At 71.0% G+C, this 22,509-nt stretch carries 16 protein-coding genes; 5 read left to right on the top strand and 11 right to left on the bottom strand.

What is annotated here, in order from left to right:
• The first annotated feature begins 38 nt into the window (after positions 1 to 38).
• Both ACIA8D_RS22585 and lgt read left to right on the top strand, forming a co-directional pair.
• Complete coding sequence (locus ACIA8D_RS22585) at positions 39 to 815, top strand: thioredoxin domain-containing protein (RefSeq protein ID WP_399234773.1); 777 nt, start codon at positions 39 to 41, stop codon at positions 813 to 815.
• A 73-nt stretch (positions 816 to 888) separates the two neighbouring features.
• Positions 889 to 1,821: a prolipoprotein diacylglyceryl transferase gene (gene lgt, locus ACIA8D_RS22590; RefSeq protein WP_399234774.1), complete on the top strand. Its 933-nt coding sequence runs from the start codon at positions 889 to 891 to the stop codon at positions 1,819 to 1,821.
• Between the two features lie 88 nt (positions 1,822 to 1,909).
• On the opposite strand, the gene ACIA8D_RS22595 is transcribed toward lgt, so the two are convergent.
• From ACIA8D_RS22595 to ACIA8D_RS22640, 10 genes are all read right to left on the bottom strand, one after another.
• Positions 1,910 to 2,749, bottom strand: coding sequence for an HpcH/HpaI aldolase/citrate lyase family protein (locus ACIA8D_RS22595; RefSeq protein ID WP_399234776.1), 840 nt, complete (start codon positions 2,747 to 2,749; stop codon positions 1,910 to 1,912).
• Entirely contained in the window at positions 2,746 to 3,981 is a 1,236-nt protein-coding gene (locus tag ACIA8D_RS22600) for a CaiB/BaiF CoA transferase family protein (RefSeq protein ID WP_399234777.1), read from the bottom strand. The genes ACIA8D_RS22595 and ACIA8D_RS22600 overlap by 4 nt, the downstream gene beginning before the upstream one ends.
• Positions 3,978 to 5,459 carry an ADP-ribosylglycohydrolase family protein gene (locus ACIA8D_RS22605; protein ID WP_399234778.1) on the bottom strand — a complete coding sequence of 494 codons (1,482 nt, stop codon included), beginning with the start codon at positions 5,457 to 5,459 and terminating at the stop codon, positions 3,978 to 3,980. Before ACIA8D_RS22605 ends, ACIA8D_RS22600 begins: the two co-directional genes overlap by 4 nt.
• Positions 5,456 to 6,724 carry an ADP-ribosylglycohydrolase family protein gene (locus ACIA8D_RS22610; protein ID WP_399234779.1) on the bottom strand — a complete coding sequence of 423 codons (1,269 nt, stop codon included), beginning with the start codon at positions 6,722 to 6,724 and terminating at the stop codon, positions 5,456 to 5,458. The genes ACIA8D_RS22605 and ACIA8D_RS22610 overlap by 4 nt, the downstream gene beginning before the upstream one ends.
• Positions 6,721 to 7,893: an ADP-ribosylglycohydrolase family protein gene (locus tag ACIA8D_RS22615; RefSeq protein WP_399234781.1), complete on the bottom strand. Its 1,173-nt coding sequence runs from the start codon at positions 7,891 to 7,893 to the stop codon at positions 6,721 to 6,723. The genes ACIA8D_RS22610 and ACIA8D_RS22615 overlap by 4 nt, the downstream gene beginning before the upstream one ends.
• A gap of 506 nt (positions 7,894 to 8,399) precedes the next feature.
• Positions 8,400 to 9,521 (bottom strand): ADP-ribosylglycohydrolase family protein, encoded by a 1,122-nt coding sequence (locus tag ACIA8D_RS22620; protein ID WP_399234783.1) that lies wholly within the window; start codon positions 9,519 to 9,521, stop codon positions 8,400 to 8,402.
• Positions 9,522 to 9,575: 54 nt separating this feature from the next.
• Positions 9,576 to 10,895, bottom strand: a complete 1,320-nt coding sequence (locus ACIA8D_RS22625; RefSeq protein WP_399234784.1) for an ABC transporter substrate-binding protein — start codon at positions 10,893 to 10,895, stop codon at positions 9,576 to 9,578.
• Entirely contained in the window at positions 10,895 to 11,752 is an 858-nt protein-coding gene (locus tag ACIA8D_RS22630; RefSeq protein WP_399234785.1) for a carbohydrate ABC transporter permease, read from the bottom strand. The genes ACIA8D_RS22625 and ACIA8D_RS22630 overlap by 1 nt, the downstream gene beginning before the upstream one ends.
• Positions 11,749 to 12,717, bottom strand: coding sequence for a carbohydrate ABC transporter permease (locus ACIA8D_RS22635; RefSeq protein WP_399234786.1), 969 nt, complete (start codon positions 12,715 to 12,717; stop codon positions 11,749 to 11,751). The genes ACIA8D_RS22630 and ACIA8D_RS22635 overlap by 4 nt, the downstream gene beginning before the upstream one ends.
• Positions 12,718 to 12,733: 16 nt before the next feature.
• A complete protein-coding gene (locus ACIA8D_RS22640) occupies positions 12,734 to 13,765 on the bottom strand; it encodes a LacI family DNA-binding transcriptional regulator (protein WP_399234788.1) in 1,032 nt (343 codons plus the stop codon).
• Positions 13,766 to 14,023: 258 nt separating this feature from the next.
• Here ACIA8D_RS22640 and ACIA8D_RS22645 point away from each other — a divergent pair, with 258 nt between their 5' ends.
• From ACIA8D_RS22645 to ACIA8D_RS22655, 3 genes are all read left to right on the top strand, one after another.
• Entirely contained in the window at positions 14,024 to 14,755 is a 732-nt protein-coding gene (locus tag ACIA8D_RS22645; RefSeq protein WP_399234789.1) for a VIT1/CCC1 transporter family protein, read from the top strand.
• A gap of 339 nt (positions 14,756 to 15,094) precedes the next feature.
• Positions 15,095 to 19,720: a glutamate synthase large subunit gene (gltB, locus tag ACIA8D_RS22650; protein ID WP_399234790.1), complete on the top strand. Its 4,626-nt coding sequence runs from the start codon at positions 15,095 to 15,097 to the stop codon at positions 19,718 to 19,720.
• Positions 19,713 to 21,176, top strand: a complete 1,464-nt coding sequence (locus ACIA8D_RS22655) for a glutamate synthase subunit beta (protein ID WP_399234791.1) — start codon at positions 19,713 to 19,715, stop codon at positions 21,174 to 21,176. The genes gltB and ACIA8D_RS22655 overlap by 8 nt, the downstream gene beginning before the upstream one ends.
• A 113-nt stretch (positions 21,177 to 21,289) precedes the next feature.
• Here ACIA8D_RS22655 and ACIA8D_RS22660 read toward each other — a convergent pair whose 3' ends face one another.
• On the bottom strand, positions 21,290 to 22,198 hold the full coding sequence (locus ACIA8D_RS22660) for a chitosanase (RefSeq protein ID WP_399234793.1): 909 nt from the start codon (positions 22,196 to 22,198) through the stop codon (positions 21,290 to 21,292).
• Between the last annotated feature and the right edge of the window lie 311 nt (positions 22,199 to 22,509).

Raw genomic sequence — 22,509 nt, forward strand, 5'->3', positions numbered from 1 at the left:
GAGGCACGCTCGTGCCTTCCCGGTTCGTTGGCGCTGGTGTGAGCGAGAAGAACCGAGAGGGAAAGCGCGCGGCCCGCGAACGCCTTGCCGCCGAGCGCCAGAAGCAGAAGACCGCTGAGAAGCGGCGCAGGACGTTGATCGTGGGCGCGGCCGTGGTGTGTGTGCTCGGCCTGGCCGCGGTGATCGGGGTGGTCGCCGCGAATTCGGGCGACGACAGTTCGGGGGACGCGGCCTCGGGGCCCGTGGTCGCGCCGAAGGGCGCCACCGGCAAGGACGAGCTGGCGATCCCCGTCGGCAAGGCCGGCGCGAAGTCGACGCTGGAGATCTGGGAGGACTTCCGCTGCCCCGCCTGCAAGACCTTCGAGGACACCTATCGCTCGACGATCCACGAGCTCGCCGACGCGGGTGAGCTCAAGGTCAACTACCACCTCGTCACGCTGATCGACTCGAACATGCAGGGCACCGGCTCGCTCCGCGCGGCCAACGCCGCGGGCTGCGCGCAGGACGCCGGGAAGTTCCGCGACTACCACGACGTGCTGTTCGAGAACCAGCCCGAGGAAACCGACGACGCCTTCGCGAAGAACGACAAGCTGATCGAGCTCGCCGGAAAGGTCGGCGGCCTCGACACGGGCACGTTCAAGTCCTGTGTGAACAAGGGAACGCACGACAGCTGGGTGAACAAGTCGTACAAGGCGTTCCAGGACGCGAAGTACAACGGGACGCCGACGGTCCGGCTCAACGGCAAGGACATCCTGAGCGACCAGACCCTGACCCCGGCCAAGTTCAAGAAGATGGTCGAGGACGCGAACAAGTAGTCGGAGCCGTTACGCAGCCGTTGCCGGGCTGCCCGTCGTGCCCGCGGCCCGGCACGGTAGCGTCGGACCTGCCATGGAACTTGCCTTCATCCCCAGCCCCGAGCGCGGAGTGGTCTATCTCGGACCCATTCCGCTGCGCGGCTACGCGTTCTGCATCATCATCGGCGTCTTCGTGGCCGTCTGGCTCGGCAACCGGCGCTGGGTCGCCCGCGGCGGGCGGGCCGGCACGGTCGCCGACATCGCCGTCTGGGCGGTGCCCTTCGGCCTGGTCGGCGGTCGCCTCTACCACGTGATCACGGATTACCAGCTGTACTTCAGCGAGGGCCGTGACTGGGTGGACGCCTTCAAGGTCTGGGAGGGCGGCCTCGGCATCTGGGGCGCCATCGCGCTCGGCGCGGTCGGCGCCTGGATCGGCGCCCGCCGCCGCGGCGTCCCGCTGCCGGCCTACGCCGACGCCATCGCGCCCGGCATCGCCCTCGCCCAGGCCGTCGGCCGCTGGGGCAACTGGTTCAACCAGGAGCTGTACGGGCGGGCCACCGACGTGCCGTGGGCCCTCAAGATCACCTCGGACACGGACGGGCGGGTGCCGGGCACGTACCACCCGACGTTCCTGTACGAGTCGCTGTGGTGCATCGGCGTCGCGCTGCTCGTCATCTGGGCAGACCGGAAGTTCAAGCTCGGACACGGCCGGGCGTTCGCGCTGTACGTCGCGTCGTACTGCGTGGGCCGGTTCTGGATCGAGTACATGCGCGTGGACGACGCGCACCACATCCTCGGCCTGCGGCTCAACGACTGGACGGCGCTGGGCGTCTTCCTGCTCGCCGTGATCTACATGGTGGTGTCGGCGCGGACGCGGCCCGGGCGCGAGGAGGTCGTCGAACCGGGAGTCTCCGACGGTCCGGCGGGCGAGGATGACGGTGACGTCGAGGACGACGTCGACCTTTCGAAGAGCGCGAAGAACGACAAGAGCGACAAGAGCGAGAAGACCGAGGCGAAGAAGACCTGACGGTCTTCGGCTGTACGTGGGTGAGGGCGCCGGACCGGTTGGTCCGGCGCCCTTTGCCGTTGCGGTCGGCCGCCCGAACGGACTGTCCTCAAACGCCGGACGGGCTTGAATGTGCCAGCCTCAGCGTCCTGCGCGCGGCCGCCACCACCGCCGCGTCGACGAACCGGCCGTCGGGCAGGGCCAGGGCGCCCGCCTCCGTGGCCGCCGCGCACACGATCTCCTGGGCCGCCGCCACCTCCGCCGCCGTGGGGCGGAAGGCCTCCTCGATCACCGGGAGCTGGCGGGGGTGGATCGCCGTGCGGCCGAGGAAGCCCAGGGCGCGGCCCTCGGCGCAGGAGCGGGCCAGGCCCTCCGTGTCCCGGACGTCCGGGTAGACGGACTGCGGCGGTGGTGGCAGCCGGGCCGCCCGCGCCGCCACGACCGCCCGGCCGCGCACCCACGCGAGGCCCGCGGCGTCCGTGACACCGAGGTCGGCGCGCAGGTCCGCCTCGCCGAGCGCGATGCCGTGCACACCGTGGTGGGCGGCGATGTCGTAGGCGTGCTCGACGCCCGTCGCCGACTCCAACAGGGCGTACAGCGGCGGCACTTCCACCGCCCAGTCCTGTACGCGGGTCAGGTCCGCGGGGCCGCCCACCTTCGGCAGCCGCAGCGCGTCGAGGCCGGGGAGCGGGGTGAGGCGGCGTACCTCCTGCTCGGCGAGCGGACCGTCCAGCGCGTTGACGCGGACGTGCACCGGCGTCTTGTGCTTGTCGGCGAGGAGTTCGACGGTGGCGTCGAGCGCGTACGCCTTGCGGTCGGGGGCGACCGCGTCCTCCAGGTCGACCAGCACCACGTCGGCGCCCGAGCCGAGCGCCTTGGCGACGACGTCGGGGCGGTCCCCGGGCACGTACAGCCAGGTCAGGTACGTCTTCTCCAGCGATGCGCTCATACCGCACCAGCCTCCCGCAGGGACACGACGGCCGCCTCCGACAGGCCGAGGCCGCCCAGGATCTCGTCCGTGTCCGAGCCGTGCGGGCGGCCCGTCCAGCGGATGGAGCCGGGGGTCTCGGAGAGGCGGAAGAGCACGTTCTGCATCTTGACCGTGCCGAGGTCCGGGTCGGGGAGCTCGGTGATGGAGTTCAGGGCCTGGTACTGCTCGTCGGCGAGGACGTCGCGGACGTCGTAGATCGGGGCGATGGCGGCCTCCGCCTTCTCGAAGGCAGCGACCACTTCGTCGCGGGTGTGCTGGGCGATCCAGCCGCCGACCGCCGCGTCGAGCTCGTCGGCGTGCAGCGCGCGGCCCGCGCCCGTCGCGAACCACTCCTCGTCGATGAACTCCGGCCGCCCGACCAGGTGCATCACGCGCTCGGCGATCGACTGCGCGGACGTGGAGACCGCGACCCACTTGTCGTCGGTGGTGCGGTAGGTGTTGCGCGGGGCGTTGTTGGTGGAACGGTTGCCGGTGCGCGGCTGGACGTAGCCCAGCTGGTCGTACCAGGTGGCCTGCGGGCCGAGGATCGACAGCATCGGCTCGATGATCGCCATGTCGACGACCTGGCCGCGGTCTGTCGCGTCCCGTGCGTGGAGCGCCGTCATGATCGCGTACGAGGTGGCGAGCGCGGCGATGGAGTCGGCGAGGCCGAACGGGGGGAGCGTCGGCGGCCCGTCGGGCTGCCCGGTGATCGCCGCGAAGCCGGACATGGCCTCGGCGAGCGTGCCGAATCCGGGGCGGCGCGCGTACGGGCCGAACTGGCCGAAGCCGGTGACGCGGGCGAGGACCAGGCGCGGGTTGGCGGCGCTCAGCTCGTCCCAGCCGAGGTGCCACTTCTCCAGGGTGCCGGGGCGGAAGTTCTCGATCACCACGTCGGACTCGGCGACCAGCTTGAGCAGGACCTCGCGGCCGCCGGGGGAGGACAGGTCGAGGGTGAGGTTCTTCTTGTTGCGGCCGAGCGTCTTCCACCACAGTCCCACGCCGTCCTTCGACGGTCCGTGGCCGCGGGACGGGTCCGGCCTGCGCGGGTGTTCCACCTTGATGACCTCGGCGCCGAAGTCGCCGAGCATCGTGGCGCAGATCGGCCCGGCGAAGAGGGTGGCGAGGTCGAGGACGCGCAGGCCGGTGAGGGGGCCTCGGGGCGCTTCGGTGGTGGCGTCGGTGGTGTCGTTGTCGGTGGGGGGCGTCATGTGCGGGCCTCCAGGGTGAGCCGGGCCAGTTCGTCGAAGCCGATGCCGTCGAAGCCGGCGACCGTGGTGGCGAGCCGGTTCTTCAACGGGGCGGTCCAGTGCTCGCCGAGCGCGTCGGGGTGCCCGGCGAGCAGTCCGGCGACCGAGCCGGCGGTCGCGCCGTTGGAATCGGTGTCCCAGCCGCCGCCGACCGCGCGGCAGATGGCGCCCTCGAAGTCGCCGTCGGCGTGGGTGAGGGCGGCGGAGAGGAGGGCGGCGTTGGGGAGGACGTGGACCCAGTGGTGGTCGGCGTAGGCGGCGTGCAGCTCGTCGACGACCGTGTCGAAGTCCTCGTGGGTGTGGGCGAGTTCGATGCCGAGGCGGACGGCGTGGGCGTAGCGGGAGAGCGGGGGGACGACGGCCAGGCCGGATGCGAGTGCCGTGTGCACGTCGGCGGTGCCCGAGGCGGCGGTGGCGATGGTGGCAGCCGTGAACATCGCGCCGTAGACGCCGTTGGCGGTGTGGGTGAGAACGGCGTCCCGGTGGGCGAGACGGGCCGCGTGGGCCGGGGCCCCGGGGTTGATCCAGCCGAAGACGTCGGCGCGGATCTGGGCGCCGATCCATTCGCGGAAGGGGTTGCGGTGGGTCGCCGTGTGCGGGGGTTCGAGGCCGGTCAGGAGGTTGCGGTAGGCGATGCGTTCGGCGGTGAAGGTGCGGCCCGCGGGGAGTTCGTCGAGCCAGAGTTTGGCCACGTCGTCCGTGGTGAAATCCGGGCCGTGACGCTGGATCAGGAGGAGAGCGAGGAGCGGGTAGTTGAGGTCGTCGTCCTCCGGCATGCCGTCGATGTTCTCGGCGAGGGAGGTGGGGGCGCTGCGGCGGTTCCAGGGGTGTGCCGCTGCCACGGCGGGGTCCAGGTCGCGCTCCGTGAACCAGCCGCGCAGGGGCCAGTTTCCGGTGGAGCGGGCGATGGCCCGGATCCCTTCGAGGGGGAGCTTCTCGACGGGTTTGCCGAGCAGGCAGCCGGCGGCGCGGCCGAGCCATGCGGCGTGCAGCCGGTCGAGCAGGGCGGATTCCTCGCCCACCCCGCCCCTTCCCGAAAGTCCTGCCGGACGGGCCTGCCTCTCGCCCCAAGGCGGGGCTTGAATGCAAGCCCCTCCGGCGATTGAGGAGCGGGGTCCGGGGCGGAGCCCCGGTTTCGGGAAGGGGCGGGGTGGGGGAGATGTGCTTGTCGCGGACTCGATCGCTGACAGGTCCGTCGGTTCCGACTTCGTCAACGGTGAGGGAATCGCGGCGAGTTCATCGAGCAGGGCCTCCGCCAGGCGGCGCACCGCGGGCGACGCCGGGGCGGGGGACGACCCTGCCCGCTCCGGGGCCAGGTGGCCGCCAGCCGCCACCCAGCGGGCCTCCACCGAAGACGCTTCCCGACCGTCGTGCGCCGCCTGGCGCAACTCGTGGCCGATCAGATCCTCGGGCTGCACCCAGGTCAGTCGCAGTGTCACAGGGAATCGCCTCGCGAGGACGCGCCGCTCGGATCGTCCGACCCGCTTGTCCGGCCGGGGGTCCGGGGGTTGTCCCCCGGGAAGGCGCTGTACAGCCCGGTCACCGCCGCGAACGCGGCATCGTGGGACCGGCGCCGGTCCAGGTCCTTCGCGTAGACCTCGCGCGTGACTCGCGCGAGCGAGGCCGCCGGACCGTGCAGGTCCAGCTTGCTGGCCCGGGCGATCTCCGCGCTCCACTCCTTGGGCACGGCCCCCTCCCCGTACAGCGCGCCGACGATCGCCCCGCTCATCGTGGCGATCGAGTCGCAGTCGCGGCCGTAGTTGACCGAGCCGAGCACGGTGTGCCGGAAGTCGCCGCGGCCGACGAGGAGCATGCCGAGGGCGACCGGGAGTTCCTCGATGGCGTGCAGGCGGGACGGGCGGCGGGCGCCGAGCGACGGCTTGCGGTACTCGGGGCCGACCGTGTCGAAGGGGGTGACCGCCTCGCGCAGCGGCTTCAGGGCGTCCTCGAAGTCGTCGTAGCGGGCGGCCACTTCGCAGACCGCCTCGATCGCCGACCGGGTGCCGTCCTTGGCGAGCGCGAGTGCGTCCTCGACCACGGACTGCGGGGTCGCGCCCGGCTTGTACGCCGCCGCGACCGCCGCCGCGAACACGCCCGCCGCCTCCCGGCCGTAGGAGCTCTGGTGGGCCCCGGCGACGTCGAGCGCCTCTTCGTACGCCTTGAGCGGATTGCCCGCGTTGACCGCGCCGACCGGGGCCATGTACATCGCCGCGCCGCAGTTCACGATGTTGCCGACGCCCGCCTCGCGCGGGTCCACGTGCCCGTAGTGGATGCGCGCCACGATCCACTTCTCGGCGAGGAAGATGCGTTGGAGGGGGAGGGCCTCCGCCTCGAGCTCCGGGATCCAGCGGGGGGTCGTGATCAGGTCGGGGACCAGGTGGTCGGCGACCGCGTACGCGTCGAGGTGGTCGCGGACCTTCTCGTAGACGCGGATCAGCGCGTGCGTCATCAAGGTGTCGTCGGTGACGTGTCCGTCGCCCTTGTGGTACGGCGCGATGGGCCGCGCCGTCTTCCAGTCGTCCTTGTAGAAGGGTTCCACGATGCCGCGCACCCGGCCGCCGTGCCGCTCCGCGATGGCCTCCGGTGTCCAGCCCTCGACCGGGCCGCCGAGCGCGTCGCCCACGGCCGCGCCGACCAGGGCGCCGGTGGTGCGGTCCTCCAGGGAGACGAGCGACGAGGCTTCCGGTGAAACGGTGGTGCTCATGATGAGGTTCCTTCCGCTGCAAGGGAGTTCGAGGTGGCGCGGGCGAGGCGTCCTGCGAGGGTCGTCAGCTGGGTTCCCGCGAGTTGCGGCAGTGCGCAGCCCGCGAGGATGTCGCAGGCGTCCCGCCAGGTGGCGGGCAGCGTGTCCGCCCCGCCGATCGCGCCGGTGAGGGCGCCGGTCAGGGCGGGCGCCGAGTCCGCGACGCGGGACAGGCAGGCCGCGGTCGGTACGGCCTCGGTGACCGATCCCGCGGCGGCCGTGGCGACGGCGAGCGCCACCGGGACGGTTTCGGCCGCCGCGATGCCGTAGCTGTAGACGTGGTCGACGATCTCGTGTTCCAGGACGGGGACCAGGGCGAACGCGTTGCCGGGTTGGCCGGGGCGGGCCGCGGCCGTGGCGCGGCCGAGCTCCACGGCCCGGTGGGCGTTGCGGTGGATCTCGGTGCCGGCCGGGAGCTGGGCGAGTGCGGCGTCCACGCAGGTGTCGATGCCGGCGCCGCCCAGTGCGGTGGCCACGGCCGCCGCCATCGCGCGGGCGCCGTGCACGCCGTCGCCGTCCTGGGTGTAGCGGGCGTCGAACTCGGCGAGTTCCGCGGCGAGGTCGGGCCTGCCGGGGTGGACGGCTGCCAGGACCGCGGCGCGTACGCAGGCCGCGTCGTCGAAGTAGTGCGGGTTGTCGTGGCCCGTGGCGGGTGGGCGCAGGCCCGCCGCCAGGTTGCCGAGGCCCGCGCGGACCGAGATGCGGGCGCGCAGCGGGATGTCGGCGGATTCGATCTCGTCGGCGCGGGCCGCTGCCGCGGCGATCTCATCGGCGAGGGTGTTCCAGGCGAGGGCGAGGGAGGAGCGGACGCGGTGGTCGGGGTCGAGGTCGCCGAGGCCGTCGGCGTGGGCGGCGAGGACGGCGAACGCGGTGAACGCGGCCCATTCGGCGTCGTCCGACGGGCCCAGGCGGAGGGGTTCCGGGGGTTGGTTCAGGGCGATGGGGACAGGGAGGGTGGTGGTGGCGTTCTGCTCCGCGAAGGTGTCCAGTTCGCGGGTGAGGCGGCGGGTCCAGTCGGGGAGGCGTGCGGCGCGGTGTCGTCCCGACGGCCAGCCGGCGGCGTCCCCTGCGGCGATTCCTAGGAGGAGGCCTTCGAGGCGGCGGATGTTCGTGGCGGCGGACGTGGGCACGGCCTCGGGGCTCTGCCCCGGACCCCGCGCCTCAATCGCCGGCGGGGCTTGATTGACCGGCACCGGCGTTGCGCTCGCGGGGCTCCGCCCCGGGCCCCGTGGGCTCTCGTCCAACGGCGGGGCTTGATTGACCGGCACCGGCGTTACGGCCTCGGGGCTCTGCCCCGGACCCCGCTGCTCAATCGCCGCAGGGGCTTGAATTGCCGGGCCTGCGCTTGAATCTGCCGCAGGGGCTTGAATTGCCGGGCCTGCGCTTGAATCTGCGGCAGGGGTTTGATTGGCCGGGTCTGCACTTGAGTGGGTGGCAGAGACCTGAATTGCCGGGCCTGCGCTTGAGTGTGCCGCAGGGGCTTGATGGTCGGGATAGGCGATTGAGTGGGAAAAGTTGGCCTCGTCCGCGCTTGAGCGGGGGAACCTGGCCCCATCGGCGTCTGAGTGGGCTGAAACAGCCCCGCCGGCGTTTGAGGCGCGGGGGACGGGGCGGAGCCCCGTGGCGTGGTCGGGGGTCATGCCACGGCCCCCGTCCGGTCCGGTGGTGGAGGTGTGAGGTGGTCGGCCACGTCCAGGACGTGGCGGCCGGCCATCGAAGGGAGGCAGCTGCCCCGGACCGGACCGATCGCCGACGCCCACGCCTCCGGAATCGCGGCCTCGCCGCACAACGCACCGGCGAGCGCTCCCGCCACCGCCGCCGTCGTGTCCGCGTCGCGGCCCATGTTGACCGCCGTGAGGACCGATTCGCGGAAGTCGCCGCGGGCCACCGCGAACGCGCCGAACGCGAGGCCGACCGCCTCGGGGGCGAGGTCCGTCCACGGGTAGCCGCCGATGACGACGGCCTTGCGCACCGCCCGCTCCATCGACAACTGCGTGCCGTCCGGGTCCCGGCGGGCCCGCCGCGCCGTCGAGACCGCCCGGTGCAGGGAGCGTGCCGTCCACGAGTCCTCGGGGACGACGGAGAGCGCCGCCTGGACCACCGCGTCGGGGTTGTGGCTGACCATGGCCGCCGCGACCCCCGCGGCGACCGCACGGCCGCCGTGGATGCCCTCTCCGTCGTGCGACACCGTGCCGTCGATCGACACCAGGCGCGCCGCCTCCGCGGGGCGGCCCGCCGCGTACACCCCGAAGGGCGCCGCGCGCATCGCGAGGCCGTCGCTCCAGGCGTGCCGGTGCTGGGCGGAGATGGGGGCGGCGAGCCCCCGGCGGAGGTTTTCGAGGGTGCCGCGTTCGCTGAAACCCGCCCCCTTGAAGGGGCCCTCGTCGCGGTCCGCGATCCAGGTGTGCCAGGCCCGCTCGACGTGCTCGATGGTGAGGCCCGCGCCGTGCTCGGCGAGCAGCAGGCCCGAGAAGATCGCGTACTCGGTGTCGTCCGTGCCCGCCGGGTCGGCGGCGACGAAGCCCTCGATGCGGCCCCAGCGTTCGCGGATCTGGGACGGCTTCATGTTCTCCGCGGGCGCGCCGAGCGCGTCACCGACGGCGAGCCCGAGGAGCGCCCCGCGGGCGCGGTCCCGCAGGGAGATCGCGGCCGCGGGGGGAGGGTGCGGAACGGTACGGAGTCTGCGTGACTGTGCCGCCGCTCCCGGGGGAGGTTCCGGCCCCTCCGAAGGAGGGTCCGGTTCGACGCTGACGCTCATGGTGTGTTCGTGCTCATCTCTGGGGTTGTGCTGTGCTGGTGGTACCTCGGGTGCTCAGCGTTGGTAGCGGTTCAGGATCAGATTGCCGTCGTCCGCCAGACGCTTGCGCAGCTCTGTTACGCCGAACGCGCCGTTGTAGTACTCCTGGAAGGCCGGGGTTGCGATCTTGTCCTTCCATTCGGCGTAGCCCCGCACCCCGAGCACCGGGGACGGGCGCAGCGACGCGGCCATCTCGGAGCCGGTCCGCCAGCCGTACTTCTCCGTGGTGAGGGACGGGTCTTTCAGCGCCTCGCGGCTGGTGGGCAGCAGCCAGTCGCCGCGCGCCAGTTGGATCTGGTGGTCGGCCCGCGTGAGGTAGGCGATGAACCGGGCCGCCGCCTCCTTGTGCCTGCTGTCCTGGGAGACGGACAGGGTCTGCGGGGCGACGCCCTGGGCCAGGCCGCCCGAACCCGCGGGCATCGGCAGGACGGTCCAGTCGAAGCCCTTGGGGGCCTGCTGCTCGACCTGCTGCCGGAACGAGAAGTTCAGCGGGAGCATGGCGTACTTGCCCGCGAAGAAGCCGGGCAGCGTGTCCGAGCCGGCCATGCCGAGCGCCGACCTGGGTGCGGTGTGCTCCTTGTTGACCTGCCGGTTGATGAGGCGTGCGACGGCCGAGTCGGCGGCGTCGTAGCGGATCTCGTTCCTGCCGTCCGCGTCCTTGTGGAAGACCGTGCCGCCGGTGGACTGCGCGAGGTTCACGGACTGGGTGACGGGTTCCTTCATCGACCAGGCGACGCCGTACTGTTCGGGTTTGCCGTCGCGGTTCTCGTCGCGCGTGAGCTTCTTGCTCGCCCGCTCGAACTCGGCCCAGGACCACGGGTGTTGGACCGTGGGTGTGCGGACGCCCGACTGTTTCAGGAGCTTCTTGTTCACGACGAGCACGCGCGGCTCCTGGAGGAACGGGATGCCGTAGATCTTCTTCCCGTACGTGGTCGTGGCCCAGGACGCCCGCGGGATGTCCGCGCGCAGTGACTTCGGCAGGTAGGGGCGCAGGTCGGCGAGGTAGCCGCCGTGGCCGAAGTCGGTGAGGTCGGAGGCGTCGTCGTGGAAGATGTCCGGCGCCTTGCCGCCCTCGAAGGAGGTCAGCATCTGGTCGTGGATGCTGTCCCAGACGCCCTGGACGTACTTGACCTTGACCTTGGTGTGGGTGTCGTTCCACCGCTCGACCAGGGCCTTGTTCGCCTCGATGGACTCCTTCTGCCAGGCGAGGCTGAGGAATTCGAGGGTGACCGTGCCGTCCGCCGACTCGGAGTCCGAGCCGGACCCGGAGCAGCCCGCGACCAGGGCGAGACCGAGGGCGGCCGCGGCCGCCGCGGTGCACTTGCGTACGCGCATCAGCCCTTCACCGCCCCGCTGAGCATGCCGCCGACGAGCCGCCGCTGGAGCAGCGCGAAGAAGACCAGGCTGGGGATCGTCGCGAGGACCGAGGCCGCGGCGAGCGGCCCGAGGTCGGCGACGCCCTCGGCGCCGAGGAAGCGGGTGAGGATGACCGACATCGTCTGGTTCTCCGGGGACTTGAGGAGGACGAGGGCGAAGAAGAACTCGTTCCAGGCGGTCACGAAGCTGAACATCAGCGTCGCGACGAGACCGGGGGCGAGAAGCGGAAGCACCACGCTGGTCAGCGTGCGCAGGCGGCCCGCGCCGTCCACCGCCGCCGCCTCCTCCAGGGAGCGCGGCACCGACTTCACGTAGCCCTGGAGCATCCAGAGCGAGAAGGGCAGGTTCCAGACGACGTAGACGATGATCAGGCCGAAGAGGCTGTCGATCATCCGCAGGTTCTTCAGGACCAGGAACAGCGGGATGATGATCAGCACGAACGGGAACATCTGGCTGACCAGGATCCAGCCCGTGCCCGCCTGGCTGACGCGGGTCCGGTAGCGGACCATGACGTACGAGGCCGGGACCGCGATCGCCACCGAGATCACGGAGGCGCTGACCGCGACGACGAGGCTGTTGAGCGCCGAGCGGAGCAGCGGCTGCGCGTCGAACGCGGCGCGGTAGTTGTCCAGGCTCGGATGCTGCGGCAGCCAGCTCGGATCGATCGCGCCCAGCTCCTGCGGGGACTTGAAGGACGTCGAGACCAGCCACAGGAACGGGAAGGCCAGGAAGACCATGTAGCAGAGCAGCGCTGTGTACTGTGCGGCCCGCCCCGCTCGGCCCGCCACCTTCGGGAGCGTGCGATGCGTGCTCATGCCGCCGCCTCCACATCTTCCTTGAGCTTCTTGCGGAGGAACAGCGTCAGCAGCACCGCGATCACCGCGACCATCGCCAGGCCCATCGCGGCGGCGTACCCGAACTGCCCGTACTTGAAGGCCTCTTCGTACGCGAACAGCATCGGGAGTCGGGTCTGGCCGCCGGGCCCGCCCTGCGTCAGCACGTAGACCAGGCCGAACGAGTTGAAGTTCCAGATGAAGTTGAGCGCCGTGATGGCGATGACCACCGGCTTCAGGGCCGGCCAGGTCACGGCCGTGAAGCGGCGCCACAGGCCGGCGCCGTCGAGCTGCGCGGCTTCTCGCAGCTCCACCGGCACGTTCTGGAGCCCGGCGAGGAGCACCACCGTCGTCTGCGGCATGCCCGCCCATACGCCCACCACGATCACCGCGGGCAGCGCGTACGACAGGTCCGCGAGCCAGTCGACGTTCTCGTGGATGATCCCGAGCTGGGTCAGCGTCTTGTTCAGGACGCCCGCGTCCGAGTGGTAGACGAGCCGCCACATGATGCCGACGACGACCTCGGGCATCGCCCACGGGACGAGCGCCAGCGTGCGGGCCAGCCAGCGGAAACGCAGGTTCTGGTTGAGCAGCAGCGCGAGGCCGAGGGCGAGGACGAACTGGAGTGCCGTCACGCTCACCGCCCACACCAGGCCGATGCGGAACGACTCCCAGAACAGCGAGTCGTGGCGCAGGTCGAGGAAGTTGTCCAGGCCGATGAACTGCGTGGGGGAGGTCCGCCCCGCCTGCGCGTCGGTGAACGCGAGCGAGAGGCCGTACAGGAGTGGGACCACGCTGAGGATCAGGACCGGGATCAGCGCGGGCATCAGCAGGAACCACGCGCCCCGGTCCAGCCCCAGCGCCCGCTTGCGCTGACCAGGTGTACGGGGTGGTGGTGTGCCGCGGCTGCCGGGGACGGCGTTGTCCCGTGGCGCGGTGAGACTCATGGCAATCCTCGATGTCTCAACTGTCGGACGCCGCCGGGCCCGTGGAGGCGCGGACGACGAGGCGGGGAGGGGCGGTGGTGGAGCGGGGAGCGGGATTCCGCGCGGTGCTTCCGGGTGCTTCCGGGGCGTTCAGGCGGTGCAGCAGCAGTTCGGCGGCGCGCCGCCCGCGCTCGGTGGAGCCCAGGTCGACGCTGGTCAGCGGGGGCCAGCCGGCCTGCGCGAGTTCGCTGTCGTCCATCCCGGCGACGGCGACGTCCTCGGGGATGCGCAGGCCGCGGGCGTGCAGGGCGCGGGCCGCGCCGAGCGCCAGCTGGTCGTTGGCGCCGAAGACCGCGTCCGGCTTCAGGTCGAGGAGCGACTCGGCGGCCGCGGCCCCGGACTCGATGCCGAAGTCCGTGTGCACGACGAGGTCCGGGTCGTGGTCGAGGCCGCAGTCCGCGAGGGCCTTGCGGAAGCCCTCGCCGCGCTTGCGCCCGGGGACCGTGTCGGCGGGACCGTTGACGAAGGCGATGCGGCGCCGGCCCGTCTCGTACAGATGGCGCACGGCGAGCGCGACGCCCGCGACGGAGTCGGCGCGCACGCTGTCGACCGGGACGCCGCCGGGCAGCGAGCCGATGACGACGACCGGTCCGGAGGCCGAGCGCAGCGCGTCCACGTGGGCGTCCGTGATGCGGATGGGGCACAGGATGAGGCCGTCGCTGGTGCGGTCGCCGAGGCTGCGCAGGACGGCGAGCTCGTCCTCGGCGACGGCGTCCGTGGAGTGCAGCAGGAGGCGGTACCCGGCGTCCTTCGCGACGGACTGGATGGCGCGGACCATCGCCACGTACACCGGGTTGCCGATGTCGGGCATCGCGAAGGTGAGCTGGCGGGTGCGGCCGTCCTTGAGGGAGCGGGCCACCGCGTTCGGTACGTAGCCGAGTTCGGCGGCGGCGCGCTCGACCTTCTCGACGGTCTCGGGGCGGGCCCCGATCCCGTTGAGCACGCGGGAGACGGACGCGATGGAGACCCCGGCGCGCTCGGCGATGGAGATGATCGTCGGCTTCGACACCGCGTTCCTCCCGTCTTCTGCTGTAAACGTTTCCCGTTGCTGGAAACGTTTACGGATGTTGCTCCCTCGTTTCCCGCCCGTCAACGCGTGTTTCCTGTGATCCAAGTCACCGACCGGTTCGGGAAGGTGGAGGTCAGCGTGTTGCGCAGGGCGCAAAACCGCAGGTAAGTACGGCCTTCCTTGCTGGCAGGGCCGATTTTTCGCGCGTACTTTCGGACTCGTAGAAGCAGTAGTCGCAGGGGAGCGGGGTTCGCGAGCATGACCATCATCGAGACCGGGGCAGCACTGCACGACGCCCACCGGGACAACCACACGCACCGTGATGTCAACGGTGGCTGGCTGCGCCCCGCGGTCTTCGGCGCGATGGACGGGCTCGTCTCCAACTTCGCGCTCATGGCCGGTGTCGCGGGTGGCGCCGTCTCCCAGCAGACGATCATCATCACCGGCCTGTCGGGCCTCGCCGCCGGAGCCTTCTCCATGGCGGCCGGCGAGTACACCTCCGTCGCCTCCCAGCGTGAGCTGGTCGAGGCCGAACTCGACGTCGAGCGCCGCGAGTTGCGCAAGCACCCGGCCGACGAGGAGAAGGAGCTCGCCGAGCTGTACGTCTCCCGTGGCGTCGAGCCGGAGCTCGCGCACGAGGTGGCCAGGCAACTGTCGAAGGACCCCGAGCAGGCCCTGGAGATACACGCGCGCGAGGAGCTGGGCATCGACCCCGGCGATCTTCCCTCGCCGATGGTCGCCGCCGTCTCGTCCTTCGGATCGTTCGCGCTCGGCGCGCTGATCCCGGTGCTGCCCTATCTGCTCGGGGCGAGCGCGCTGTGGCCGGCCGTGCTGCTCGCGCTCCTCGGACTGTTCGCCTGTGGTGCGGTCGTGGCCAAGGTGACGGCGCGTTCCTGGTGGTTCAGCGGCCTGCGGCAGTTGGCCCTCGGTGGCGCCGCGGCGGGTGTGACGTATCTCCTGGGAACGATTTTCGGGACTTTTGCTGGTTGACGGGTCGGGGTGGTGGCCTGAAGATGCCTATACAGCGCCTTGCATAAGTAGTCGTTACCGCGCGGTTTCGATTACTTGACCACGGGGCATGAGCCGTAAGCGCTGGGGGCAATGAGGCCCGCGGCGCACCCGGCACCATCCCGGCCCTCGGTCAACGATCTGCCCGGCGAGGCCTCTCCCGCCGCCACCCGCGGTGTCCGCATGTTGGAACGCAGTATCCGGTTCCCGAGAACCGACCCATCATGTAATCTGCACGAAATTTTTTGAGCTGCACTTCTCCGCAGAGGGCCAACGTCGTCCCTCGGCACGTAATTTGCCACGACGACGACGGGAGAGCCGATGCGTACCTCGCGCCAGCCGTCCCAGCATTCCAACAGCGGCCAGACCTGGTCGCACATGGATGCTCGCCCTGCTGCCCAGGGCATGTACGACCCGCGTAACGAGCACGACGCCTGTGGCGTCGGGTTCGTGGCCACCCTCACCGGCGAGGCGAGCCACACGCTGGTCGAGCAGGCGCTGACCGTTCTGCGAAACCTGGAACACCGCGGTGCCACCGGCTCCGAGCCCGACTCGGGCGACGGCGCGGGCATCCTGTCCCAGGTTCCGGACGCCTTCCTGCGCGAGGTGGTCGACTTCGACCTCCCCGAGGCCGGTGCGTACGCCGTCGGTATCGCCTTCCTGCCCGAGGAGGGCACGGAGGGCTACGTCTCGAAGATCGAGACGATCGCCGCCGAAGAGGGCCTGAACGTCCTCGGCTGGCGCGAGGTCCCGGTCGCCCCCCAGTTGCTCGGCTCCACCGCCCGCTCGACGATGCCGGCCTTCCGCCAGATCTTCGTCGCGGACGGTTCCCCTGCTGCTTGTCGGGGCATCGCGCTCGACCGCAAGGCGTTCGTGCTGCGCAAGCGCGCCGAGCGCGAGGCCGACGTGTACTTCCCGTCGCTCTCCGCGCGCACGATCGTCTACAAGGGCATGCTGACCACCGGCCAGCTGGAGCCCTTCTTCCCGGACCTGTCCGACCGCCGCTTCGCATCCGCGATCGCGCTCGTGCACTCCCGGTTCTCCACGAACACCTTCCCGTCGTGGCCGCTGGCGCACCCGTACCGCTTCGTCGCGCACAACGGTGAGATCAACACCGTCAAGGGCAACCGCAACTGGATGCGGGCCCGTGAGTCGCAGCTCGGGTCCGACCTCTTCGGTGGATCGGGCAACGCCGAGGACCTCGCGCGGATCTTCCCGGTCTGTACGCCGGACGCCTCCGACTCCGCCTCCTTCGACGAGGTCCTGGAGCTGCTGCACCTCGGTGGCCGTTCGCTGCCGCACAGCGTCCTGATGATGATCCCGGAGGCCTGGGAGAACCACGCCTCCATGGACCCGGCCCGGCGTGCCTTCTACCAGTACCACTCCAACCTCATGGAGCCCTGGGACGGCCCGGCCTGCGTCACCTTCACCGACGGCACCCAGGTCGGCGCCGTTCTCGACCGCAACGGTCTGCGTCCAGGGCGTTACTGGGTCACCGACGACGGCCTCGTCGTCCTCGGCTCCGAGGTCGGCGTCCTCGACATCGACCCGGCCAAGGTCGTCAAGAAGGGCCGCCTGCAGCCCGGCCGGATGTTCCTCGTGGACACCGCCGAGCACCGCATCATCGAGGACGAGGAGATCAAGTCCGCCCTCGCCTCCGAGCACCCCTACGAGGAGTGGCTCGAAGCCGGCGAGATCGAGCTCTCCGACCTCCCCGAGCGCGAGCACATCGTGCACACGCACGCCTCCGTCACGCGCCGCCAGCAGACCTTCGGCTACACCGAGGAAGAGCTCCGCATCCTCGTCGCGCCGATGGCCAAGGCCGGCGCCGAGCCGATCGGCTCGATGGGCACGGACACCCCGATCGCGGCCCTGTCCGCCCGCCCGCGGCTGCTCTTCGACTACTTCACGCAGCTGTTCGCGCAGGTCACCAACCCGCCGCTGGACGCCATCCGCGAGGAGCTCGTCACCTCGCTGCGCTCCCCGCTGGGCCCCGGCAGCAACCTGCTTGAGCCCACGGCCGCCACGTGCCGCGCGGTCACCCTGCCGTTCCCGGTGATCGACAACGACGAGCTCGCGAAGCTCATCCACATCAACGCCGACGGCGACATGCCCGGCATGAAGGCCGTGACCCTGTCCGGCCTGTACCGGGTGCACGGCGGCGGCGACTCCCTCGCCGCCCGGATCGACGAGATCTGCGCCGAGGCCGACGCCGCCCTGGAGGCCGGCGCCCGCCTGATCGTGCTCTCCGACCGGCACTCCGACGCCGAGCACGCGCCGATCCCGTCGCTGCTGCTCACCGCGGCCGTCCACCACCACCTCATCCGTACGAAGAAGCGCACCCAGGTGGGCCTCCTCGTCGAGGCCGGTGACGTGCGCGAGGTCCACCACGTCGCGCTGCTCATCGGCTTCGGTGCCGCGGCGGTCAACCCGTACCTCGCCATGGAGTCCGTCGAGGACCTGGTCCGCGCCGGCACCTTCCTCAAGGCCGACGAGGTGGGCTCCGCCGAGGACGCGATCCGCAACCTGATCTACGCGCTCGGCAAGGGCGTCCTCAAGGTCATGTCCAAGATGGGCATCTCGACCGTCGCCTCCTACCGTGGCGCCCAGGTCTTCGAGGCCGTCGGCCTCGACGAGGCCTTCGTCGAGAAGTACTTCAACGGCACCACCACCAAGATCGGCGGCGCCGACCTCGGCGTCATCGCCGAGGAGGTCGCCGCCCGGCACGCCAAGGCCTACCCGGCCTCCGGCATCGCCCCCGCGCACCGCGCGCTCGACATCGGCGGCGAGTACCAGTGGCGCCGCGAGGGCGAGCCGCACCTGTTCGACCCGGAGACGGTCTTCCGCCTCCAGCACGCCACGCGCTCGGGCAGCTACGACATCTTCAAGAAGTACACGGACCGCGTGAACGAGCAGTCCGAGCGCCTCATGACGCTGCGCGGACTGTTCAACTTCAAGTCCGAGGGCCGCGAGCCGATCTCCATCGACGAGGTCGAGCCGGCCTCCGAGATCGTCAAGCGCTTCTCGACCGGCGCCATGTCGTACGGCTCCATCTCGCGCGAGGCCCACGAGACCCTCGCCATCGCCATGAACCAGCTGGGCGGCAAGTCCAACACCGGTGAGGGCGGCGAGGACCCGGAGCGCCTGTACGACCCGGCGCGCCGCTCGTCGATCAAGCAGGTGGCCTCCGGCCGCTTCGGTGTGACCTCCGAGTACCTGGTCAACTCCGACGACATCCAGATCAAGATGGCCCAGGGCGCCAAGCCCGGCGAGGGCGGCCAGCTGCCCGGCCACAAGGTCTACCCGTGGGTCGCCAAGACGCGTCACTCGACGCCGGGCGTGGGCCTCATCTCCCCGCCGCCGCACCACGACATCTACTCCATCGAGGACCTGGCTCAGCTGATCCACGACCTCAAGAACGCCAACCCGCAGGCCCGCATCCACGTGAAGCTGGTCTCCGAGGTCGGCGTGGGTACGGTCGCGGCCGGTGTGTCCAAGGCGCACGCGGACGTCGTCCTGATCTCCGGCCACGACGGCGGTACGGGCGCCTCGCCGCTCACGTCGCTCAAGCACGCCGGTGGCCCCTGGGAGCTCGGCCTCGCCGAGACCCAGCAGACGCTGCTGCTCAACGGCCTGCGCGACCGCATCGTCGTGCAGACCGACGGCCAGCTCAAGACCGGCCGCGACGTGCTGATCGCCGCGCTGCTCGGCGCCGAGGAGTTCGGTTTCGCGACCGCGCCGCTCGTCGTCTCCGGCTGCGTCATGATGCGCGTCTGCCACCTGGACACCTGCCCGGTCGGCATCGCCACGCAGAACCCGACGCTGCGCGAGCGGTTCTCCGGCAAGGCCGAGTACATCGTCAACTTCTTCAAGTTCATCGCCGAAGAGGTCCGCGAGCTGCTCGCCGAGATGGGCTTCCGCTCCATCGAGGAGGCAGTCGGCCACGCCGAACTCCTCGACACCGAGCGGGCCGTGAACCACTGGAAGGCGCAGGGCCTCGACCTGGAGCCGCTGTTCCACGTGCCCGAGCTGCCCGAGGGCGCCGTCCGGCACCGGATCATCGAGCAGGACCACGGCCTGGAGAAGGCGCTCGACAACGAGCTGATCAAGCTCGCCGCCGACGCCCTCGCCGCGAACGACCAGACGGACGCCCAGCCGGTGCGCGCCCAGGTCGCCATCCGCAACATCAACCGCACGGTCGGCACCATGCTCGGCCACGAGGTGACGAAGAAGTTCGGTGGCGCGGGCCTGCCCGACGACACCATCGACATCACCTTCACGGGCTCCGCGGGCCAGTCGTTCGGCGCGTTCGTGCCGCGCGGTGTCACGCTGCGCCTGGAGGGCGACGCCAACGACTACGTCGGCAAGGGCCTCTCCGGCGGCCGCGTCGTCGTCCGCCCGGACCGCGGCGCCGACCACCTCGCCGAGTACTCGACGATCGCCGGCAACACCATCGCGTACGGCGCGACGGGCGGCGAGCTGTTCCTGCGCGGCCGCACCGGCGAGCGCTTCTGCGTCCGCAACTCCGGTGCCACGGTCGTCTCGGAGGGCGTGGGCGACCACGGCTGCGAGTACATGACCGGCGGCCACGCGGTGATCCTCGGCGAGACGGGCCGCAACTTCGCGGCCGGCATGTCCGGCGGCATCGCGTACGTCATCGACATGGACCCGGACAACCTCAACGCCGGGAACAAGTCGGCCGTCGAGCCCCTCGACGACACCGACAAGCAGTGGCTGCACGACGTCGTGCGCCGCCACCAGGAGGAGACCGGCTCGACGGTCGCCGAGAAGCTCCTGGCGGACTGGGACACCTCGCTGGCCCGGTTCACGAAGATCATCCCCAGCACGTACAAGGCAGTGCTCGCCGCCAAGGACGCCGCCGAGCGAGACGGTCTCTCCGAGACCGAGATCACCGAGAAGATGATGGAGGCGGCGACCAATGGCTGATCCCAAGGGCTTTCTCAACCATGGCCGCGAGGTCGCGCAGACCCGCCCGGTCGAGGAGCGCGTCAAGGACTGGAACGAGGTCTACGTTCCCGGGTCCCTGCTGCCCATCATCAGCAAGCAGGCGTCCCGCTGCATGGACTGCGGCATCCCGTTCTGTCACAACGGCTGCCCGCTGGGGAACCTGATCCCCGAGTGGAACGACTACGCCTATCGCGAGGACTGGTCGGCCGCGCAGGAGCGCCTGCACGCGACCAACAACTTCCCGGAGTTCACCGGTCGTCTCTGCCCGGCCCCCTGCGAGTCGGCGTGCGTGCTCGGCATCAACCAGCCGGCCGTCACCATCAAGAACGTCGAGGTCTCGATCATCGACCAGGCGTGGGACCGGGGCGACGTCGCCCCGCAGGTCCCCGAGCGGTTGAGCGGGAAGACCGTCGCGGTCATCGGGTCGGGACCGGCCGGTCTGGCGGCCGCGCAGCAGCTGACGCGGGCCGGTCACACGGTCGCCGTCTACGAGCGCGCCGACCGCATCGGCGGCCTGCTCCGCTACGGCATCCCCGAGTTCAAGATGGAGAAGCGCCACATCAACCGCCGCATCGAGCAGATGCGCGCGGAGGGCACCAAGTTCCGCACGGGTGTGGAGGTCGGCCGCGACATCGACGCCGCGGGTCTGCGCAAGCGGTACGACGCCGTCGTCGTCGCGGCGGGTGCGACCGTGTCGCGTGACCTTCCGGTGCCCGGCCGTGAACTCAACGGCATCCACTACGCGATGGAGTACCTGCCGCTCTCGAACAAGGTGCAGGAGGGCGACTACGTCCAGCCGCCCATCACCGCCGAGGGCAAGCACGTCGTCGTGATCGGCGGCGGCGACACCGGCGCCGACTGCGTGGGCACCGCCCACCGCCAGGGCGCCGCCTCGGTGACGCAGCTGGAGATCATGCCGCGCCCGAACGACGACCGGAACACGACCACGCAGCCGTGGCCGACGTTCCCGATGCTCTACAAGGTCACCTCCGCGCACGAGGAGGGCGGCGAGCGCATCTACTCGGCGGGCACCACTCACTTCGAGGGCGACGAGGACGGCAACGTCCAGTGGCTGCACCTCTCCGAGGTCGAGTTCGTCGACGGCAAGCTCGTCAACAAGCCCGGCACCGAGCGCAAGATCCCGGCGCAGCTGGTCACCCTCGCGATGGGCTTCACCGGCACGGACCAGGAGAACGGTCTGGTCTCGCAGTTCGGCCTCGACCTCGACGCGCGCGGCAACGTCGCCCGCGACGACGAGTTCCAGACCAACGTGCCGGGTGTGTTCGTGGCGGGCGACGCCGGCCGCGGCCAGTCGTTGATCGTCTGGGCCATCGCGGAGGGCCGCTCGGCCGCCCGCGGCGTGGACCGCTTCCTGACCGGGGTGTCGGAGCTGCCCGCTCCGATCCGCCCGACGGACCGCGCGCTGGCCGTGTGATCCGCACGGCCTGACAGGCCGTCAAGATACGTCCCGTACAACGGCGTACGGAACAGAGCGCGACGCTCGCCCTACAGTCCCCGACCGGACGCTGGGCGGGCGTCGCGGTGCGTTCAGCCCGGGATGCGGAACGTCTCGCCGTAGACCTTCCACGTCAGCGGGGTCTTCAGGGACAGGTTGCCGTCGTAGAGGAACTGGCGCTGCGCCGTGTCGATGCGGGTCGTGTCGCGGTCGGGGTTCTTCGACTTCATCGCCTTGCGGCGCAGGTCGAGGAAGACGTCGAGGTACGCCTTCTCCCGGCCGTCCTGGGCCGGGGTGTCGGCCTCCTTCAGGGCCGCCTCGCGCAAGCCGTAGAAGCCGTGCGGGCCCGTGCCGGGGCCGTGCAGGACCATCGCGTCGTAGTAGATGAACTGGCCGAGCGTGCCCAGGCCGTCGAGCTTGGCGAGGCGGACCGCCGGGTCGAAGTAGCCGCGGTCGCGCTCCTTCTCCTGGACGTCCCGGAAGGCCTTGTGCGTGGCTTCCTGCTTCCACGCCGCGGTGAAGCCGGGGTCGAGTCCCTCGTGGGAGTCCGTGCCGTCGACCTCGCGCAGGGCGGGGAGGTAGCGGGCCAGGCCGTTGTCCGGGTGGGCCTTCGTGTAGCGCTCTACCAGGGTCAGCAGGTCGTGGGTGCCGGTGCAGAAGCCGATGATGCCGGCGGTGTAGCCCTGGCCGTCGTCGATGTCCTCGATGTAGCCGTACTGGCCGCGCCAGTCGAGCGTCGAGTTCTCGGCGCTGGCGACGATCTGCTGGGCCAGCTCCTTCTTCTCCGGGGCGGCGAGCCCGGGCGGCAGGCTTGCGATGGCCTTGTCGTCGGCCTTGCGCTCCGCTTCCGACTGGTTGCCGGGGCGGGCCGGGGCGGAGGCGATGGGGCGTGGTCCCGCCCCGTCGTCCTGCTTGTCGTCCGGCGACAGGAAATAGACGGCGGCCGTGGCGAGTGGGGCCACGGCGACGAAGGAGAGGACCAGACAGCCCGCGCGTTTCATGCGCCACAGATTAAGCGAGCGTGTGTGCGACTCGGCGACCGGTGTCCTTGTTGCGCGGAACCGGCGTTGCGCCCTCGGGGCTCTGCCCCGGCCCCCGCGCCTCAATCGCCGGCGGGGCTTGATTTGCCCACCCGCCGCAGGGGCTTGATGTGCGGCGCCCCGGTGCCGCGCAAGCGAGGCGTAGGGGCTAGGGCTTGTCGTTTGGATCAGGCCCCGCGAGCCCGGCCTGATCCAAAAGACAAGCCCTAGGGGGGGGGGGGACAGCCCGCACGGGGGGGAGGGGGGGGGGGGGGCGCCCGCCGGGGGGCCCC

This window comes from Streptomyces sp. NPDC051684, assembly GCF_044453445.1.
Lineage (GTDB): Bacteria > Actinomycetota > Actinomycetes > Streptomycetales > Streptomycetaceae > Streptomyces.

Bases quoted from the DNA above. Each gene is read 5' to 3' on its own strand.
- lgt (WP_399234774.1), top strand. From the start codon at position 889: ATGGAACTTGCCTTCATCCCCAGCCCCGAGCGCGGAGTGGTCTATCTC.
- ACIA8D_RS22595 (WP_399234776.1), bottom strand. From the start codon at position 2,749: ATGAGCGCATCGCTGGAGAAGACGTACCTGACCTGGCTGTACGTGCCC.
- ACIA8D_RS22600 (WP_399234777.1), bottom strand. From the start codon at position 3,981: ATGACGCCCCCCACCGACAACGACACCACCGACGCCACCACCGAAGCG.
- ACIA8D_RS22610 (WP_399234779.1), bottom strand. From the start codon at position 6,724: ATGAGCACCACCGTTTCACCGGAAGCCTCGTCGCTCGTCTCCCTGGAG.
- ACIA8D_RS22620 (WP_399234783.1), bottom strand. From the start codon at position 9,521: ATGAGCGTCAGCGTCGAACCGGACCCTCCTTCGGAGGGGCCGGAACCT.
- ACIA8D_RS22625 (WP_399234784.1), bottom strand. From the start codon at position 10,895: ATGCGCGTACGCAAGTGCACCGCGGCGGCCGCGGCCGCCCTCGGTCTC.
- ACIA8D_RS22630 (WP_399234785.1), bottom strand. From the start codon at position 11,752: ATGAGCACGCATCGCACGCTCCCGAAGGTGGCGGGCCGAGCGGGGCGG.
- ACIA8D_RS22635 (WP_399234786.1), bottom strand. From the start codon at position 12,717: ATGAGTCTCACCGCGCCACGGGACAACGCCGTCCCCGGCAGCCGCGGC.
- ACIA8D_RS22645 (WP_399234789.1), top strand. From the start codon at position 14,024: ATGACCATCATCGAGACCGGGGCAGCACTGCACGACGCCCACCGGGAC.
- gltB (WP_399234790.1), top strand. From the start codon at position 15,095: ATGCGTACCTCGCGCCAGCCGTCCCAGCATTCCAACAGCGGCCAGACC.
- ACIA8D_RS22655 (WP_399234791.1), top strand. From the start codon at position 19,713: ATGGCTGATCCCAAGGGCTTTCTCAACCATGGCCGCGAGGTCGCGCAG.
- ACIA8D_RS22660 (WP_399234793.1), bottom strand. From the start codon at position 22,198: ATGAAACGCGCGGGCTGTCTGGTCCTCTCCTTCGTCGCCGTGGCCCCA.